The organism is Streptomyces sp. NPDC048650, assembly GCF_043199095.1.
Taxonomy (GTDB): Bacteria; Actinomycetota; Actinomycetes; order Streptomycetales; family Streptomycetaceae; genus Streptomyces.
In genome coordinates this window covers 418,724-437,652 of sequence record NZ_JBICVM010000006.1, presented here as the reverse complement: position 1 = coordinate 437,652, position 18,929 = coordinate 418,724, and the positions used below count along the sequence as shown (strand labels likewise).

Sequence of the window (18,929 nt, the reverse complement as noted above, 5' to 3'; positions counted from 1 at the left end):
CGGTACGGCCTAAACTCCCCGGGTAGGGGCCGTGGTCAGGCGGGCGGCCGGTACACGAGCCGGGAAGGGACCAGCGTTGAGCGACACCGATGGGGTTCCTGAGGGCTCGGTGGTGGCCGAGGGGCAGCCGGCCGAGGCGGCGACGGCCAAGCTGAGCCCCCGGGACCGCCGTAAGCGGATCGCCGACCGGGTGCTGGCCGAGGGCCAGGTGACCATCGAGGAGTTGGTCCTGGAGCTCGGCGTCAGCCAGATGACGGTCCACCGCGATCTGGACTCGCTGGAGCATCAGGGCTGGCTGCGGAAGGTGCGCGGCGGGGCGACGGCGGCACCCAACGCGCTCTTCGAGTCCAATGCCCGGTGGCGCGGCAATGAGCAGGTGGCGGCCAAGGAGGCCATCTGCGCGGCTGCGCTGGCCATGGCCGAGCCGGGCCAGGCCGTGATCATCGATGACTCCAGTACGGCGCTGCCGCTGGCCCGGGCGCTCTCCTCGCGGGGTGCGTACACCGTCATCACCAACTCCCTCCAGGTCATCAACGAGCTGGCCGAGGAGCCCGACATCCGGGTGATCGCGCTGGGCGGCGAGTACCACGCGGCGTTCAACGCCTTCTTGGGCATGTCCACCGCGGACATCGCCCGCAGCTTCCGGGCCGATGTCGCCTTTCTGTCCACCTCCGCCGTCGACAACGGCCACTGCTACCACCAGGCGCAGGAGAATGTCCTGGTCAAGCGGGCGTTGATGGCCGCTGCCCGGCGCAAGGTGCTGCTGGTGGACCACTCCAAGTTCGGCCGTCAGGCACTCTACGAACTGGCGCCGCTGGCCGACTTCGATCTCGTCATCTCCGACGAGGACCTTCCCCAGGAGGAGCGGGACGCGCTTCAATCCCTGGGTGTGCGGTACGAGTTGGCGGCGGAGGGAACCCACCGGAGATGAGCATGAGCACTGAGCGCCCCGTACCGCCCGCCCCCGGCTCACCGGGTGCCGGCCTGGAGCGGATCAACCCGCCCCATCTGGCGCCGCCGACGGGATTCAGTCATGCCGTCCGCGCCACTTCCGGAACCATGGTCTTCCTCGCCGGGCAGACCGCTCTCGACGCGGCGGGCCGGATCGTCGGCGACGGCATCGTCGCGCAGTTCGAGCGGGCGCTGCACAACCTCCTGGCGGCCGCCGCCGCCTCCGGCGCCGGCCCGTCCGACCTCGCCAAGCTCACCGTCTTCGCCGTCGATGTCGCCGACTACCGCCACCACGCCCGGGAGTTGGGCCAGGTGTGGAAGCGCCTGGTCGGCAGCGACTTCCCGGCCATGGCGGTGATCGGCGCGACCCGGCTGTGGGACGAGGCGGCGCTGGTCGAGATCGAGGGAATCGCGGTCGTGCGCTAGCAGGGCCGGCGCTTCGCGGGGCCGTGCCTAGGGGGTGTCCCCTGCGGCATCCCCTGCCCGCTCCTGGAAGGCGATCAGCGCCTCGGCGTCCGGCGCCGACAGGGTGATCCCGAATTCCGTCTCCAGCAGCTCGGGGGTCTCCTCCGGTGCGATCCGGCGGACCTCGCGGGAGAAGTCCGGGCGGGTACGGGTCAGCTCCCGGCCGATCAGCGCGCTGCGCAGTTCGGGGAGCGGGCGCTGGACGACCAGGCGGCGGATGAAGGGCGACCGCGGGTGGGTGGAGATGTAGTGGTGGAAGACGGCGTAGTCGACGGGGAATCGGCGCTCCGGGCCGAAGGCGTAGAGGTCCGTCCAGCCGTCCTCGGTGCGGGTGCGCAGCGCCCAGACCTCGGCGTCCGTCTCGTAGGAGAGGGCGAAGTCCCAGCCGCCCTGGCGGACCTCGATGCCGTCCCGCAGCGGGAGGGGAGCCGGCAGGGCCGAGCCTCCGAAGCCGACATCGGTGAGGAAGTTCTCGCCGCCCAGCTCGACCTCGAGCAGCGCGTGGGTGACCGGGCGGAGGCGGTCGTCGCCCATCCGGATCCGGGCGCCGAGGCCGCGGACGCGGAAGCCGAAGCGGTCCAGGGCGGCGGCGTAGAGGAGGTTCTGCTCGTAGCAGTAGCCGCCGCGGTGGCGGTCGATCATCTTGGTCTGGAGGCTTTCCAGGTCCAGGTGGATCGAGCGGCCGAGGACCACGTCGACGTTCTCGAAGCCGATGGACGCGGAGTGGCGGGCATGCAGCAGGCGCAGCGCGTCGAGGGTCGGCTCGCGGCCTCCCTGGTAGCCGATGCGGGCCAGATAGGCGTCGAGGTCCAGCCGGTCTCCGCCCCAGACGGAGACGGTGTCGGTCATGGTGCGTGCCTCCCGGCTTCCGGTGGCATGCCCTCCGGCGGCATGCCCTTCGAGCCTAGGAGGCGAGGTGGCGGGCCGCGATCGGCGGGCCGGTCCACTGCCCGCGGCCCGGTTGCCCGGGTCAGCGGTGCCGGGTCGGCGGTGCCGGAAGCGTGCCCGGCAGGAGCGGGCGGCGAATGCGTCAGGGGCACCTGTTCCACCGGATCTCCGGTAGGACAGGTGCCCCTGGCGTCGTCCGCGCGCCTGACGCTCAGTTCCGGCTGCGGGCCATGCCGACCGGGTCCTTCTGGAACGCCCAGGTCATCTTGGGCTCCATCGCCCACCGGAAGGCCCGCTGCACCGGTGGGGTGCACAGCAGGGTGATGACGGTGCCGGCGATCAGCGTCAGCGCCACCGCGCCCCAGGGGGTGTGCATCCACGGGGCGTCGTACCAGTTCCAAAAGCGCGAGCCCTTGGCGAGGAAGCCGTGCAGCAGGTAGCCGTAGAGGGTGCCGGCGCCCAGCGCCGTGCACCACATCGTGCGGCCCGGCACCCAGGCGAAGAAGCAGGCGACCAGGACCAGCGAGCAGCCGAACATCGCCAGCGTCATCACCACGCCGCTCCACCACGGGGCGGCCAGTTCCTGCGCGGCGTCCCGGTGGTAGAACCATGCGGCGTTCATCCGCGGCGCCGCCCAGTACGCGAAGACCAGCGCGGTGACGAAGACCGGTACGGCCGCGATCCGCGCCTGCTTGCGGCGTACGAGCTTGAAGTGCTCGGCCTTCAGGCACAGTCCGAGCACGAAGAACGGCAGGAACTGCAGCACCCGCTGGAGGTCCATGTCGTCGCCGATGTTGGGCGACACGGAGGCGAGCGCCGCGATGGCCAGGGCCAGCGGGAGCGGCCAGCGCACGATCTTCCACATCGGGGTGGTCAGCCGCCAGACGAACAGCGCCAGCAGGAACCACGTCAGATACCAGGGGTCCGTGAGGCTGATCGGATAGTGCGGATCGTCGTCCGCCCACCGCTTGAAGAGCGTGTAGGCCGTCTCGAAGAGGATGTACGGGACGGCGACGCCGGTGATCAGCCGCTGCAACCGGTCCTTGCGCATGTCGAAACTGCGCGAGAAGTAGCCGGAGATGATGATGAACGCCGGCATGTGGAAGGCGTACACGGTGATGTAGAGGGCAGCCGCCGAGCGGCTGCCGTCGCGCAGCGGCTCCCACGAGTGCCCCATCGCCACCAGGACGATGGCCAGGTACTTCGCGTTGTCGAAGAAGGCGTCGCGGGGCTTCGCCTTGGCGTCCGCCCCGGCCTGCGGCTTGGAGTGCCCCTTGCGTGCCTTGTGCCGGCCGTGCGAGCCGGCCGCGGGCCTGGCGCGGGTACCCGGACCGTCCCGGTCGGCCTGCGGCGCGGGCCGACCGGCGGTACCGACCCCGGTGGCGGTCGCGGCGGCCGGCGTCATGGTGGCGGTCGCCGCACCCGACGCTCTCAGCGGGTCGTACGAGGCGTCGTCGGGCACCTGTCGCTGCGGGGGGAGAGGCGTCCGCCGTTCGCCGTACGCCGGAAAGTCGTTCGTCAAGGGCCCTCCTGGAACGAACCCTGAGGAGGAGCTGGACGCGGGCCCGCACCGGGCCCCAAATAGGAACCCAAAAGCCCAATCCTGCGTCTTAGTTCTTTTACGGGGAGCGTGGCGGCGTCGAACATCTCTGGCACCATAGCCGCGCCACGGGAATCCCGTAAATCCCCGACCGGCGCGGCCCGGAGGCCGCTTGTCCGGCTTCCACAGCTCCTTCACGGACCCTGAACGTACCGTGCCACGAGGGCAAGTGTGCAGTGGGATCGGGCGACGCGCGAAATCAAGACAATGTCCCCGCAATGCGTCCTAGCTGATGATCCCTTCGATCCCGAAAGCCCTGGCCAGCCGTACGCCCGTGTTCTTGCCCACACCCCATGCGTAGATCTCCAACGGCCTGCCGTGCGCGCCGCGCAGCCGGTGGACGGCCTTGATCCAGCGTGAACTCAGCGTGGACATGCGCGGGTTGATCTGGTCGGCGAACCGGGCACAGCGCGCCAGACGGTCCCCGGCCGGCGCTCCCAGAACGCCGGTACGCACCCGGGGCGCCAGCTTGTGGACCCGCGCCACGCACGGCAGGCAGAAACTCTGAACGACCAGTCGGCTTCCGATATGGGCCCGATCCAGCCAACCGTGGCGGCGCAGTTCCCCAAGGACGCCGGCCTCGATTCCGGGAGCGGACTTCGGGGACTTGATTTCCAGCAGCAGCCCCTGGCCGTGGTGGTCCAAGCGGCGCAGAAAGGCGGCAAGGGTCGGCACCCGCTCCCCCGCGAAGCGCGGGCCGAACCAGCTTCCGGCGTCCAGCCGGGCTATCTCGGCGGCGGTGAAATCCCTTACTCGCCAGGGAGCCCGATCGGGGAACATTCTTTCGACATCGGTGGTCCGCCGCAGAGTGGTGTCGTGCAGGACCACCAGCCGGCCGTCCTTGGTGCGCTGCACGTCGTTCTCGACCCATATCAGTCCGCGGCGGTACGCGGCGTCCACGGCGGACAGGGTGTTCTCGGGCGCATCACGTGCGGCGCCGCGGTGCGCGATCACCAGGGGCGACCCGGCCCCCACCCGCGGGGCGGTGCCGGCGGCGGACAGCGGCACCGCCGCCATGGCCACAAAGGCGAGGCCCGCCGCGGCGGGCCTCATCGGTATCCGAAGCACGGCGCCTCCCGGTCGCTCACCTCACGATGCGGCGCCTCCCGGCCACCCGCCACGTGGGGCGGCCATTCGGGCGCCGTGCTTCGTCGACCCTGCGCCGTACCGCGTCAGCAGGTGCGTGCGGCCCGAGAGTTCGTCGGCGGGCGAGCGTTCCCGCAGCGGAGTGTGGTGGCTGCGGGCGAGCGGGCCCCTCGGGACGCGGCGGGACATGGGCCGTCCGGCCTTGCCCCCCCCGCGTCACCGGGAACCGGCGCGTGGTCGCCCCGCCCCTGCCCCTGACCCTGGCCCTGGAGGGCCCGACCGGAGCCCGCCCGGGGCACCGCCGGCGCTCCTACAGGGTGAGCGGGTGCCCGGTGGTCGCGTCCACGTGGTCCGGCACCTCGTCGTGCCGGTCGCCGACGGTCGGCGTCCCGGCGGGCTCGAACATCAGGATCGAGGCCCCGCCCGGGGAGTGCGGCCGGTGCGCGATACCCCGCGGGACGGTGAAGACCGAGCCGGCCGGCAGCGTCACCGCACGCTCGCCGTCGGCCTCGCGGAGCCCGATGTGCAGCTCGCCCTCGACCACCAGAAAGAACTCGTCAGTGTCTTCGTGCACATGCCAGATATGCTCGCCCGCCACCTTGGCGACCCGCACGTCGTAGTCGTTGACACGGGTGACGATGCGCGGGCTCCACAAGGCGTCGAAGGAGCCCAATGCCTCTGCAAGAGAGAGTGGTTCATTGCTCATGGCCTCATCCTCGGGCGCACCGCCCCACACCCGTGAGTGCGAGAAATCGCGGATGCCGCACGATTCCTCGCACGCCACGACGCCTCGTACGCCACCGCGCGCCCCACACCGCGTCGTCGTGATCGTCGACGAGAACTCCAACCCCTTCGAACTCGGCTGCACCACCGAGATCTTCGGCCTCCGCCGCCCCGAAACCGGCCACGACCACGGCCTCTACGACTTCGCCCTCTGCTCCCCCGAGCCCCACACCCTCATGCGGGACGGCTTCTTCACCCTCACCGGTATCGGCCCCCTCGAGCTGGCCGACACCGCCGACACCCTGATCGTGCCGAACCGGCCGGACACCGACGTGCCGCGCCGCCCGGCGGTCCTGGCCGCCGTCCGGCGGGCCCACACGCGCGGCGCCCGCCTGGTCGGCTTCTGCAGCGGCGCCTTCACCCTCGCCGAGGCCGGAGTGCTGGGCGGCCGCCGAGCCACCGCCCACTGGCAGTGGGCCGATTCCTTCCGCGCACGCTTCCCCTCCGTACGGCTGGAGCCGAACGTGCTCTTCGTCGACGACGGCGACATCCTGACCGCGGCGGGCAGCGCGGCCGCTCTCGACCTCGGGCTGCACATCGTCCGCCGCGATCACGGCGCCGAGACCGCCAACTCCGTGAGCCGCCGCCTCGTCTTCGCCGCCCACCGGGACGGCGGCCAGCGCCAGTTCGTCGAACGGCCCGTTCCCGACATCCCCGACACCTCGCTGGCCCCCGTGCTGGCCTGGGCCCAGGCACGGCTGGACGCCCCGCTCACGGTCGCCGACCTCGCCCGCCGCGCGGCCGTCAGCCAGGCCACCTTGCACCGCCGTTTCCGCACCCAGCTCGGCACCACTCCCCTGGCCTGGCTCACCGGCGAGCGCATCGCCCTCGCCTGCCGCCTCATCGAACGCGGCGAAGAGCGCCTCGACACGGTCGCCCGGCGCAGCGGCCTGGGCACCACGGCCCACCTCCGCGCCCTGCTGCGCCGCGAGACGGGCCTCACCCCCACCGCCTACCGACGGCGCTTCGGCCCCACGGCGCCGCCCGACCGCACCACGGCCGCCGGCCGCACCTGACCCACCGCGCCCCGCCGCCCGGCCCGCCCCCTCGCCACCACCGGGCGGGCCACTGCGGTCCGAACGCTGCGCCGTCCGGCGGGAATTTCCCCGCGCAGGCACACCGCGGCCCACATACGGGAAAAGGACATCACCATCCCCCTTCCTCCGCCCCTTCCCCTTCCCCTTCCCCTTCCCCTGCCTCTGCCTCTGCCTCTGCCTCTGCCTCTGCCTCTGCAGCGCACGATCCACCCGCGGCCGTATCCCGCCCCCGCACCCCGTCCCCCCACGAACCGGAGCGAGAGCCATGCACCGCACCCCGCGTACCCCTCGTACCCCGTGTGCCCCCTGGTCCCCCCGGCGCCCGAAGGCCGCCGTCGCCGCAGCCGCCCTGGCCGCGGCCGCCGTCCTCGGCACCTGCACCACCGCCCACGCGGCGGGCCCCGCCCCCACCGCGGGTCAAACGGGACACACCCCGTACGTCATCAACCACTACGGCGAGCAGAACGCCGACAGGGGCCGCCCCGAGCGCAGCCCCAAACATCTCGTGCTCTCCGAACACTCCGCGATCGGCGGCATCCGCTGGACCCGCTGGGGCACCAGGAAGGCAGTCGGCACCGGCAATCTCACCGGCACCTGGTGCCTCACCACCTGCACCACCCGCCCCCTGAACGCCACCGTCACGCTCTCGCACCCCAGAACCGTGCGCGGCAAGAAGATCTTCTCCGCCTTCACCCTCGAACCGGCCGCCAAACGCAGCGCCTACGACACCGAAGACCTCCGCGGCACCCGCCCCCTCGCCACCACCTGACCAGGGCTTTTCGGCGATGCCGACGTCGGCGCGCGAACCCCCGTGCCACGCATTACCGGCGCACGGGGCTTCCTGACGGAAATTCGAAGAAGCAGAGGAAGCGAGCGTCGATCACACGGTCATCCCCGCACCGGTGCCGCAGGCTTGGGAAGGCACAGCCCCACCACCGAGTACTCCCCATGACGGCACGCTCATGCCGGACCCGCGCCGGAGGGTACGAACACACGAACCGCACCATCACCGAACGTCCGATCGAGCCGACAGGCGCCGACAGTTCGCTGATCCGCAGCGCGCCCGACCGCCCGGGCCACGATCTGCGCCACTCGCTGAGCGGGACGAGGAGCGGAGAAGACCTGGGCTACGTCGCACGTCCCACGAGTGCCCTTTGAAGGGCTCGCCGCGGCAGTCGCCTGGTACCGCGATAATTCCGCCTGGGCGAAGATCCCCCGATCCCCCGATCGCCCGACCGACAGCTACGTGGGCCGGAGCCGTCCGCCCTCTCCCCTCCGGCCTGCCCTGAACGTCTCGGGCGAGCCGGTCGCGCCATGGTCGACCAAAACGTTGAAACCCCAGCTCAGAGAGGTCTCTGAGCTGGGGTTTCTCACAGAGCCGGCTTCGGGATTCGAACCCGAGACCTACGCATTACGAGGGGGTGCGGGATCGTGACGGTCAAGTGTGGGAGGTGCCATCGGATCCCGTTTTCCCAGGTCAGGGGAGTGCGGCCCGGCCTCCGCCTGCCGCCCAATCCACCTAATGCCACCCCATCCGCTCACGCATCGCTCACGCATCTGGGTCACTCCAAGCACCGACGGCTCAGGGCAGAGACGGTAGCCACCGGGCCACCCACTGAGCGAGCGTCCATCACTGGCCGTCGAGCTCGGTGGCTGACGCTTCAGCACTGTCTTCCTCAGGCGGGCCGAGCCTAGCGGTGACGTTCTCGCCGCCTTCGGGAACAGGCAAGCCGAGCGCCCGGGCCGACGCCTGGCGGTTCCGGATAGGCGTGACAACGCCCTCGCGAACCAGCTGGGCGGGCCTCCGGCAGGCTCGGGTAGTCCCCCTTGTATTACGCCACGGTGGCCACCGACGCGGGGGTGATCCGACAACCTCGCACCGTGCCCTTCGGCCAGGCCCGCAGAGTCCTGGACCCCAGCGGATCGGCCAGGAAGAGGTCCCACCCGTCGAAGCGGCGGACGGACGCTGACCCGGTCGGTGGAGAACGAGCACGTTGAGACCGCTTGTGCGCGTCTCTCCAAGGGCCAGCTCGATCACATCGCCGCCCGCGATCCACAAGAGGAAGTCCGCCCCGGCCAGCAGCTCCGCCGCCTGCACCGGCGAGAGTGGAGTCCACGGCCCCGCGCCCGAACCATCGCGTTCGTACCAATCACGGAATCCCCCTCCAGGCGCACCTCCTCAAGAGAGCCACTCTCGATGCTGCTGCCTAACGAAGTCAGCGCCGTTACGCTCAGCGGGAATTCGCCGCTCTCAGTCCCATCGTGACTACGCAGTGCGGCGAAGCGCTTGACGTGCAGGCTCTTAGGCAAGCAACCTGATTCGCTGATGAGGCGTGGGAGTACCCCTCGCCACCGTCCCAGCACGGCCGCCAGCCGCCGACAGGAGCACAGTGACCGCCCTGCACGCCCAGCAGCTCGAACACGCCCTTGATGAGCAGTTCACTGGGATCGTCGCCGTTGATGATCTGTCGAAGTTTGAGCAGCGAATCCAGCGGAACTCATTTCTCTCCCGTTCCCTTGCTGCCCTGGCGATCCGCGAGTTCACGGGCTATCCACTGCAGCGCTGCGCCGAGTTCGTCATCGACTCGTTCGGCGACCAGGGCATCGACGCCGTGGCGGTAGATCTCGCCTCAGAAGAGCCTCAGGTCTGGGTGGTGCAGGCGAAGTGGAGCAGCGACGGCACAGCCACCTTCTCTAAGGACGCTGCCCTCGACCTAAAAAACGGTCTGGAACTACTGATCGCCCGGGAGTACCAGTGCTTCAACGCTAAGCTGACGCCGCTCATCCCCGATCTGGAACGGGCACTCAGCAATCCGCGGGTACAGATCACCCTGCTGCCGGCCTGGGCAGGGACCCAGCCGATGGGGGCCGAGGCCAAGGGGGTACTCGACCGGTTCTGCGCGGAGTACGAGGACTCGCTGCGCCTGCGCATCCTGCGACTGCCGGACTTCATCCGCATCCTGCGCTCTGGAATCGCCGAACCCCAGATCAAGCTGAAGGCGTCGGCTTCGGCTGTCGATGTCAGTCCGATCAAGGATCCCATCCTGGCGTACCACGGCACGATCGGAGGAGCGGAGGTCGCCCGCTGGTACGAGGCCAACCATCACCGGCTCTTCCAGCGGAATATCCGAAATCCCCTCGGTGTCACCGCGGTAAATCGCACCCTTGTGGAGACCCTTCGTAGAAGGCCCGAGTACTTCTGGTACTTCAACAACGGGATCACGGTGCTATGCGACAAGGTGATCATGGGCCCTCGGGGGGACCTGGAAATGGAGGGAGCGAGCATCGTCAACGGCGCTCAGACGGTAGCCTCCATCCACGAGGCGTACCAGCAAACCCCGGATCTCGTGACACGCGCACGGATCGGTGTCCGCATCATCTCCTTGACGGACTGCCCGGAGGGCTTCGACCACGACGTCACCCGAACGACCAACACCCAGAACAGGGTGGAGCCCCAGGACTTCATCGCCCTGGAGAAGGTGCAGCAGCAGCTCCGCGACGACTTTTTGCTTCGGCTGCGGAAGACCTACGTCCTGCGCCGGGGCGAGGAGCCACCGCAGTCGAAGGACGACGGTTGCAACCTCAGGGAAGCCGCAACCGCGCTCGCCTGTGCCCACGCCTCTCCGGAACTGTCCTTCCAAGCCAACGTGGACATCGATCTTCTCTGGGATCCGAAGCAGCACCACCGGCTATTTCCGCTCCACCGTACCGACGCCGTGAAGACCTGGCGCACCATCCTGGTGCTCCGGGAGGTCGAGCGGCAGATCGGCGTACAACGCCCGCAGTGGGAGGGGCGCGCCGGCACACTCGCCGACCTTGGTCGACTGCTCATCGCCCACGTGACCTTCCAGCGCCTGCCCCGAGGCTGGCAGGAGATCCCGGAGTCCGATTGGCCAACGGTACCGGCGCGCGTCGCCCCACTCGTTGACGCCTCCGTGGCCACCTTGATCCACTGGATCGACACGGGGTACGGACCCAAGAGCCAGGTGAGCAGCATCTTCCGTAATGCGGAGCGATATTCCGACGTCGCCGGTTCAGCGCTGGCGACCCTACAGGGCGATAACCAGCCTCCGCCCCTCTCAACGGAGTACCGCGCGTCTGAGCGTGAAGGGCACGCACGGAAAGCCAAGGCAGTCACCGTGATCTTCGAGAACAACGCGCTGGAGGAAGGGACGCTCCTGGAGTTCCGCCCAGTCCCCGGCCGCGAACAGCAACAGCTCACCCCCTGGCTCACGGCGGATCCCCGCCGGGCGCATGCAACCTGGACCCGGAACCGCCGTAACTGCCTGGTGTGGGCGGTGGACGGTATCGCCTACTCACCGACCGGCCTGGCCCAGAAGATGCTCGTGGAGGCCGGTCACCAGAGCAAACCGCTTCAGGGCACGCGGCGCTGGTTCGTTCCACAGCGCGGCTCCCTAGTGGACATCGCCGACCGGTTGCGCCAGGAAGCAGAAGAAGAGGAAGAATGAGCCTGTCGCCTAACCTCGCAGGACACGAGGCCAGCTGAGGGTGTCCGAACTCGCAGCCGCGACGACGAAGGCCCAGGCCGCTCAAGGCGGTCCGGGGCCTTCCCGTATCGTCAGTCAACGAGATAGTGGGCTTCGATATAGGCGACGGTGGAGTCGTACGGCTCCCCTACGGGCTTCAACGTGTACCGACGGAAGACTGCAGCTGTGGCGCGGCGGGCACCTCGGTTGCGGGCATCGGCGTTGTCCCAAGACCGGGCGAGGGTCTGCGTGACCACCTGGTCGATCTCCTCAGCCAGGTTCCTCTCCGTGATCGTGAGGCCCGACGGCGCGTGGTCTTGGATGATTCGGGACAGGACACCCACGTGGTCCTCGTCGAGCACGATGACCGCTTCATTGGGGTGCTTCTCGGCGTTGACGACGGCGCGGGCGACCCGGAGCGCGTCGGCCAGGAAGTCGAGGGCATCCTGGGCGTTCTGGATGATTCGGTCCCGCAGCAGCCTTATCCGCTCCGCGAGGGCGGTGTACTTCGCGGACTCCGGGTCGACGCCCTTGTCGAGGGCGGCCTTGATGTGATCCAGGATCTCGGCTGCGGACGGCGGTGTCTTGTCCCCATCGTCGCCTGTGACGGGCTTGGGCCTTACGAGGGCCAGTAGTTCCTTGAGAATGGCGATGCCCTGGGCGTCCAGGACGAGGGCTTCCTCCTGGGACGCGGCCACGGAGAAGGAGTGAACGTGAGCGTTGATGATCTCCAGGACCATCGGCCCTAGTTCACCAAGTCGTTCCTTCCTCTCCTCGTCGGAGGACTTCTTGAACAAAGTTGTGTACACGGATCCGAACAGCGCAAAGCCGTCCTGGTACTTGGCTACCCGCTTGTCGCTGTTGATGAGCGGGTACAGGCGGGCCAGGAGTCGGTAGTCCTTGGCGAAGGACTGTGCGGTGTCAGGGTTGGCGTCCAGGAAGGCATTGATGGCTCGCATGGACGCGTATCCATGGAACGTGAGGTCCAAGCCGTCCACGTCCGCGAAAAGGTCTTCGATGCGCGCGAATACCGTGCGGAACTCGGCGACCAGCTCGAACAAGTCGGTGACGAACCCGCCACCCTTGCCGGCCTTCTCTTGGGTGGGGTCGACGACGGCCCTCTGCACCTCCTCGGCCAGTCCGATGTAGTCCACGACCACGCCAGAGGTTTTCACGAACCCACTTGGGGACACCCAGGTTCGGTTCGGGCGGGTGATTGTTTGAAACAGGTTGTGTGCCTTCAGCGGCTTGTCCAAGTAGAGGACACCCTCGTTGGGTGCGTCAAACCCAGTCATCAACTTCGCGGTCACCACCAGGAAGCACAACGGATCGTCCGGACTGAGGAACCGACGCTTCTGGTCCTCCTCCACGACTTCCGAGAGCTTGTACGGGCGCATGGCGGGCTCTTCGTCCTTTGCGCCCGAGACTGAGATGTTCACCTCTGCGGCGATGCGTTGGTGCTTGCCTACTTGGGCCAGTACCTGCGAAGCCTCGAACCCCGCGAGCAGTTCGTTGATCTTGTCCGTGTACGCCACTGCCAGTTCACGATTGAAGGCGACGACCTGAGCCTTCAGACCGTTGCGGTAGGCGCTAGCGAGGTAGTGATCCACGATGTCCTGGCAGACGGTGTGGATGCGGTCAGGGTTGGCGAACACTGAGGTGAGGCGCCCGAACTTGCGTGACAGGGCCTCACGGTCGGGCTCGTCCAACTCGAAGGTATCGGCGAACTCGTCGAATTCGTCCTGCAATGCCTGGTCGTTCATCTCAAAGACGACGGGGCGGGGATCCAGCATGACTGGCACCGTCGCCTCGTCCAGCAGGGATCGGGACACTGAGTACCGATGCAGCACTCTGCCCGGGTCGGTCTCCTCGCCAAAGAGGGCGAAGGTGTCTGTGGCGAGGTTCCTAATGGGGGTGCCAGTCATGCCGAAGAACTTCGCGTGCGGCAGCGCTGCGCGCATCTGTCCGGCAAGGGACTTCTTGTCGGCGGACTGGGTGCGGTGTGCCTCGTCGACCAACACGATGATGTTGGTCCGGGTAGAGAGGTTCTTGCCAGCGTCGGCGAACTTGTGGACGGTCGTGGAGATGACGCCCCGCACGTCGTCGGCCAGCAAGGCACGCAGTTCGGCGCTTGTTGCCGGCTGATGGAAGTAGGCATCTCCCATTGCCGCGGTGAACACTCCGGACGTCTGGCGGACAAGGTGCGTCCGGTCCGAAAGCAGAATGATCGTCGGAGAATCGGTGCGGGTATCGGCCAGCATCAGCGAGGCGGCGAACACCATCAACAGCGTCTTACCAGAGCCCTGGTGGTGCCAAATCAAGCCCTTCGAGCCGCCTGCCACGACGCGCTGGTGGATCAGGTGCGCTGCCTCCATCTGCGGGTACCGAGGCAAGTACTTCTTGTCCGCCCCGCCACCGGAAGTGGCGAAAAGGGCAAAGTTGGCCAGCATGTCCAGGACCGTCGCCGGCTTGAGCAGCAGTTCGACGGAGCGCTGTATGTCTGCCTGCCCCGACAGGTTCTCGTCGTCATCAGTGGACCGGAACGGCTGCCACAGGTTCGTGGGCGCGCCAGCTGCACCGAACCGCAGCTTCAGCCCATCTGAGGCGATGGCGAAGACATTGGGGGTGAAGAACCACGGGTACTCGGCGACATACACGTTGTTGATCTCGCGCGCGGCATCAGCCCACGCGGACTTAGCGGTAGGTGACTTCACCTCGACCACTACCAGAGGCAGGCCGTTGACCCAAAACACAAGGTCGAATCGCCGGGAAGTCTTCCCGGGGACCGTGATGGTTACTTCGTCGGACACCACTAGCGTGTTGGCGGTCGGGTGCCCGAAGTCGATGACCTTGAGGGTGTGCCACACCCCGGCGGCGTCGCGGAACTCCTTGTGCCCGCGCATCAGGCGCAGCACCTGCTCATTAGCCCGTACCAGGCCGCCCTCGACTGCGTTCACCGTGGCGACGATCTCTTCGACGACCGCGTCCGCATCGAACCCCTCGATCACTCCAGGGTTGAGTCGGATGATGGCGTCCCTCAGGTCGCCGACGAGCACCGTTTGCGTCGTCTCACGTTCCAGCGATCTGCCCGCTGCGAAGCCCCAGCCCATCGGGAGGGACCACTGGATCATCAGGTTCTGGAACTCACGCTCTCGAATGCCCTTCGCCACTGCTTAGACCTCCAAGTCGGCGGACTTAATGTCGATGGTGCGATCCAGCAGCCCCGAAAGGAGCGCCACCCGAGCCTGCCGGAGGCGCTCCGCCTCAGCGCGGAGGGCCGCGACCTGCCGGTCCACGGCGTCAGCCATCCGCGCGATGCGCTCCTGCTCATCACGAGGGGGGACGGGCATGATGATCTTGCTGAGGTTCGCGGCGGAGATGCGAACAACCTTGGTGACGCTCGTGAACTGGCGCTTATGCGCCTGGAATTGAGGCGAAGCGAAGAAATAGGAGGTGAATCTCGGGTCAAGGTCATGGCGAAAGATGAAGCAGTCGTCGTGAACCGCCACGGCGTCCTCGCCCAACCACGCCACAGCCTTGCCGATGTCCTCAATGTTCTCGCTCGTCCCAGCGATCACCACATCGCCAGGATGTGCCAGGCGCATCGAGTCGCGGAAACTCTCGGGAAGATGCGTCACCGTGTGTGTGGCCGAGACCCCGTAGTCCGTATAGATCTGGCCGTAGTGGATACACCCCAGACCCGACTCCACGTAGTCGCTCTTCACGAACCGGCGGCCGCGGGTGAGCTTTCCAGCCTCCGCCAGCGGAGCGGAGGACCAACCTTCGCCGCCACGGCCTAGCGCATCGCCCAAGGTGGCGTTACGGACTCGGAGGAGGGCGTCTGCCTCATCCTCGAGTGCCGTGATCTGTCCGTCCACCGCACCAATGACCTCGACAATCCGCTCTTGCATGGGCAGGGGCGGGATGGCCATGACGATGTTCAGGAAGTCTGTCGGCTTCACGCGCTCTCGCCTGCCGCCCATTCCCTTCGACGCACCTTGGAGCGCGCCCCACATGCGCTGCGTCGTCGTGAGCAGACGAAAGAAGTCGGGATCCAGGTCAGACGTGAACGCGAAGGTAGGGAACTCCTGAGAGGCGAACGATTCCGGAAGATCGCTGGGGGTGACCGTGATCGCGCCTTCGAACGCCTTGAGTCGGCTGTAGACGACAACGCCCTGGCCGATTCGGTTGAGCTTCTTGTAAGCGGTGGAGCTCCCCGCAACCGGATCGCGGTAGAGCAGTCCGCGCCCTCTGTTCAAGACTCCGACCGTTGGATAGGTCTGATGCGGGTCCACATCGATGACCTCAACGTTCGGCGTCAGGAACCGCGAGAGTGGTGCCCGGCCCCAACCTTCCCGTGTGCTCGTTGCCGGGTCAGTCATCGAAGCCCTCAATGCCGGCACCCGCGAGCGTGGCGAGCATGTGCTGCTCAGTCTGCTGACGCTCGGCTCGGGATGCGTTGTATTCCTTGATCAGGGTGGGCAGGTCTGCCTCTTCGGCCGTGACCTGCTTGATGTAGCGGCTGATGTTGAGGTCGTAGCCGTTCGCTGCGATCTCGCTCGCGGGTACGAACTGGGCGACAGGAACATCAGTGCCGTCGGGGGCACGCGTGGTGCCGTCAGCCGCGACGCGGGAGTGATAGGCGGCCACCGTGCTGGCAATATCACCCTCGGTGAGCACGTTGCGGTTCTTTCCCTTAGCGAACCGCTTGGACGCATCGATGAACAGAACGCCGTTCTTACGCTCGTCGATCTTGGTTCCGCGGGCGCGGAATACGAGGATGCAGGTCGGGATGGTCGTGTTGTAGAAGAGGTTGGCTGGCAGCCCGATCACGGCTTCAAGCAGGTCGTCGTCGATCACCCGCTGGCGGATAGCACCCTCCTGGCCGCCTCGGAACAGGACTCCATTGGGCAGGACAACGCCTGCACGGCCCTTCTCCGGATCCATGCTGGCGATCATGTGCTGCACGAATGCCCAGTCCGCCGTCGACTGCGGCGCCACCCCACCGCGGGCACGCGGATCAGTCGTCCAGGGCTTCCATTTCAGGCTGTACGGAGGGTTGGCGACGATCACGTCGAACTGTTTCACCCTCCCATCCGGCTTCGTGAAGCGCGGATCCTTCAGCGTGTCGCCGACCTCCACCTTGAACTGGGTGAGGTTGTGCATGAAGAGATTCATGCGGGCCACACCGGCGGTGTCCTGTACAGCCTCCTGACCGTACAGCTTGAGCGAGTACCCGCGCCCGCCACGTGCCTTGAGGAGGCTCGCTGAGGCGATGAGCATGCCACCGGACCCGCAGGTCGGGTCGTACACAGATTCGCGGCCCTTGGGATCAAGGATCTCGACAATCAGCTCGACGACCTCGCGCGGGGTGAAGAACTGGCCAGCGCGGGTTCCGGACCCGTCGGAGAACCGCTTGAGCAGGTACTCGTAAGCCCCACCGAGCACGTCGTGGGACATGTTGCCCTCGTGCATCTTCGGGGTGCGGTCCATCGCCCGCATGACCGCCGCCAGGACCTCCCCCGACAGGACCTCTTCGGCAGCCCAGGTCATGGATCCGAACAAGCGGGAGAACTTGCCAGGGTTCGCCGTCTCAATCGCCTGCAGGGAGGCACGGACCCTCTTGCCGAGGCCGGGCTGGGCGATCGTGGCGAGGACGGCCGACCAGAGGGCACGAGGCTTCTGGAAGGTGTCCAGGTGGATGAACGGGATCTCAAACTGTTGGTAGTCGCGGTACTCGATCTCGTGCGCTTCTTCGGCGGAGAGGTCGGCCAGGCTCCCGTTCTCGACCAGAAACTCCTGATGGTGGTGCTCCCAGGTGTCGGACAGGTACTTCCAGAACATCAGCGGGAAGACGACCGAGGCGTACTGCGCTTCGGGCATCGCGACGCGCAGTTCGTCGGCGGCGTCCCACAACCGGTTCTCGATCTCCTGCTGCGTCACTGCCATCAGTCGGGGGTGTCCTTGCTCGTCAAAAGGTGGCGGCCCGAAGGCCGTGGTGTTCCTGCCGGTCACCCTATTTCGGGCGTGCCCGGCATGTACACGACGGGCACATCCTGCCGGGGGAGCACAGGCGGGGCGCCGTATTCTCTGCGCGGGCGGCTCACCAACGATATCCCTCCCCAGGACCGCGAAATGTGGCAAATGACCCAAAGCAAGGGATGCGACCAGAAGCGGCCAGCCCCCCCCCCGCTTGTTGATCTTCTCCCCCTCTAGCACACTGCCCGCCTGAGTCACGCCGCTGAACTCCGAGGTCAGGCACGCGCCATGGCCGCCCTCCCGCGCGGGACCCTGCCCAACTTCGGCTCCACACCCCGCTCCGTGGCAAGGATGTCTTGCTCACCTCCACCTGAGTAGCCTCCTGGCTGCCCGTTCCTGTATGTCGCGGTCTGTACTCAGCGCGGCGTCGGCGAGCAGATGAATGCGCCAGTACAGATGGAGCCGGCTTTCGGTCGTGACGTCGGGCCGACTGGCGAGAGCAAGTATGGGGGTGGGGTCGTCGAGGTCGAGGCGTACGGCGAGGCGAGCGAGGTCGGAACGATGGTCGCCGAAGATGGCCAGCTCCCAGTCGATGACTAGTCGGGAACCGGTGGGTTCGCGAAGAAGGTGCCCCGGCTGCAGGTCGTGATGGAGCAGCACTGGCTGGATGGCGTTGTCGCTGGCGTCGACTTCTTGGTGGAGGCGTCGGGCCACGGCGCGTAGGGCCGGGGCGGCTGCCGCGTACATGCGCAGGCGGTCGTGGAGGTAGTCGGTCCAGCTGTGGTGTTGTCGTGCGCCAGCGAGGCGGCCGAAGTGCGTGCCGGGGATGCGGTGGATCGCGGCCAGCGGTTCGGCGAGGTCCGTCAGGAACCGGTCGAGGTGCACAGGCTTCGCGTGAAGGGCGGCCTGTGCGGTCCATGGAGGGGCGCTGCTGCCGCTGGACGCGCCGAGCAGCTGTGGAGCCGGGGCACGGCGTCTGGCCAGGAGGCGGAGAGCGGCGGCTTCGTTGGCGGCACGGCTCGGGTCCCCGTAGTGCTTGAGGATGTACGGCGTCGGCCCGTCCACCGACCAGACACGGTTGGCCTGGCCGGTGGTGATCTCGCGGGCGGCGGGTGGCACGCGGCCGTCGATGCCGTCCACGGTGCTGTCAGGGGACATCGCCGAGGTAGCTATCGAGGGGCTGGGACGCCTCAGCAAGGGAGGCGATGAGCTGGCGGATGGCCTGCGGCAGCAGGTTGAGGGTAGGGACTTTGCCCAGCGGTACCCATTCCAGGCCGGTCTGCACCTCGTCCTGGGCATGGCCGCCGAGCCGGCCGGGATCGCTGGTGGGGGTGCACAGGAAGATCGCTTCGATGCGGTGGGTGTTGGCTTCGCTTTCGGCGTGGTCGTGGTTGGCGCCGATGTATTCACGGAGCCACAGCAGCCGCTCGACGGTGACGGTCAGGCCGGTCTCCTCGTCGACTTCACGGCGGACGGCGTCGCCGAGACTCTCCCCGGGGTGTTGGCCGCCGCCGGGGAGGAAGTAGCACTCCTGGTCGTCCCAGACGGCACGCATGAGGAGCACGTTGCCGTCATGGAGGACGACGGCTTTGGCAGAGGTGCGAATTTCGGCGGTGGAGGGCTCGGTCACGGTTCTGGTCCAACTTCCTCTTA

14 protein-coding genes are annotated in these 18,929 nt (G+C 67.6%); 5 read left to right on the top strand and 9 right to left on the bottom strand.

Annotated features, from left to right (window positions below; genetic code table 11):
• The first annotated feature begins 76 nt into the window (after positions 1–76).
• Both ACGFML_RS19910 and ACGFML_RS19905 read left to right on the top strand, forming a co-directional pair.
• Positions 77–931: a DeoR/GlpR family DNA-binding transcription regulator gene (locus ACGFML_RS19910; protein WP_393545379.1), complete on the top strand. Its 855-nt coding sequence runs from the start codon at positions 77–79 to the stop codon at positions 929–931.
• Positions 928–1,377 carry a RidA family protein gene (locus ACGFML_RS19905; RefSeq protein ID WP_393545377.1) on the top strand — a complete coding sequence of 150 codons (450 nt, stop codon included), beginning with the start codon at positions 928–930 and terminating at the stop codon, positions 1,375–1,377. The genes ACGFML_RS19910 and ACGFML_RS19905 overlap by 4 nt, the downstream gene beginning before the upstream one ends.
• Before the next feature lie 27 nt (positions 1,378–1,404).
• On the opposite strand, the gene ACGFML_RS19900 is transcribed toward ACGFML_RS19905, so the two are convergent.
• The 4 genes from ACGFML_RS19900 to ACGFML_RS19885 form a co-directional block, all read right to left on the bottom strand.
• Positions 1,405–2,265, bottom strand: a complete 861-nt coding sequence (locus ACGFML_RS19900; RefSeq protein ID WP_393545375.1) for an arylamine N-acetyltransferase — start codon at positions 2,263–2,265, stop codon at positions 1,405–1,407.
• 250 nt (positions 2,266–2,515) lie between these two features.
• On the bottom strand, positions 2,516–3,826 hold the full coding sequence (locus ACGFML_RS19895; protein ID WP_393545373.1) for an acyltransferase family protein: 1,311 nt from the start codon (positions 3,824–3,826) through the stop codon (positions 2,516–2,518).
• 303 nt (positions 3,827–4,129) lie between these two features.
• A complete protein-coding gene (locus tag ACGFML_RS19890) occupies positions 4,130–4,957 on the bottom strand; it encodes a glycerophosphodiester phosphodiesterase (RefSeq protein WP_393545371.1) in 828 nt (275 codons plus the stop codon).
• A 343-nt stretch (positions 4,958–5,300) separates the two neighbouring features.
• The gene (locus ACGFML_RS19885; protein ID WP_393545369.1) at positions 5,301–5,696 is read right to left on the bottom strand and encodes a cupin domain-containing protein; all 396 of its coding nucleotides are present in this window, start codon (positions 5,694–5,696) and stop codon (positions 5,301–5,303) included.
• Between the two features lie 52 nt (positions 5,697–5,748).
• Here ACGFML_RS19885 and ACGFML_RS19880 point away from each other — a divergent pair, with 52 nt between their 5' ends.
• From ACGFML_RS19880 to ACGFML_RS19870, 3 genes are all read left to right on the top strand, one after another.
• A complete protein-coding gene (locus ACGFML_RS19880; protein ID WP_393545367.1) occupies positions 5,749–6,789 on the top strand; it encodes a helix-turn-helix domain-containing protein in 1,041 nt (346 codons plus the stop codon).
• A 286-nt stretch (positions 6,790–7,075) separates the two neighbouring features.
• Positions 7,076–7,579: a hypothetical protein gene (locus ACGFML_RS19875; RefSeq protein WP_393545365.1), complete on the top strand. Its 504-nt coding sequence runs from the start codon at positions 7,076–7,078 to the stop codon at positions 7,577–7,579.
• 1,621 nt (positions 7,580–9,200) lie between these two features.
• Positions 9,201–11,279, top strand: coding sequence for an AIPR family protein (locus ACGFML_RS19870; protein WP_393545363.1), 2,079 nt, complete (start codon positions 9,201–9,203; stop codon positions 11,277–11,279).
• A 110-nt stretch (positions 11,280–11,389) separates the two neighbouring features.
• Here the strand turns inward: ACGFML_RS19870 and ACGFML_RS19865 are convergent, their stop codons facing one another.
• From ACGFML_RS19865 to ACGFML_RS19845, 5 genes are all read right to left on the bottom strand, one after another.
• Positions 11,390–14,467 (bottom strand): type I restriction endonuclease subunit R, encoded by a 3,078-nt coding sequence (locus tag ACGFML_RS19865; protein WP_393545361.1) that lies wholly within the window; start codon positions 14,465–14,467, stop codon positions 11,390–11,392.
• Between the two features lie 3 nt (positions 14,468–14,470).
• Positions 14,471–15,679 (bottom strand): restriction endonuclease subunit S, encoded by a 1,209-nt coding sequence (locus ACGFML_RS19860; protein ID WP_393545359.1) that lies wholly within the window; start codon positions 15,677–15,679, stop codon positions 14,471–14,473.
• Positions 15,672–17,246 carry an N-6 DNA methylase gene (locus tag ACGFML_RS19855; RefSeq protein WP_393545357.1) on the bottom strand — a complete coding sequence of 525 codons (1,575 nt, stop codon included), beginning with the start codon at positions 17,244–17,246 and terminating at the stop codon, positions 15,672–15,674. Before ACGFML_RS19855 ends, ACGFML_RS19860 begins: the two co-directional genes overlap by 8 nt.
• 390 nt (positions 17,247–17,636) lie before the next feature.
• Positions 17,637–18,434: a phosphotransferase family protein gene (locus tag ACGFML_RS19850; protein WP_393545355.1), complete on the bottom strand. Its 798-nt coding sequence runs from the start codon at positions 18,432–18,434 to the stop codon at positions 17,637–17,639.
• Complete coding sequence (locus tag ACGFML_RS19845; protein WP_393545353.1) at positions 18,424–18,906, bottom strand: NUDIX domain-containing protein; 483 nt, start codon at positions 18,904–18,906, stop codon at positions 18,424–18,426. The genes ACGFML_RS19850 and ACGFML_RS19845 overlap by 11 nt, the downstream gene beginning before the upstream one ends.
• Between the last annotated feature and the right edge of the window lie 23 nt (positions 18,907–18,929).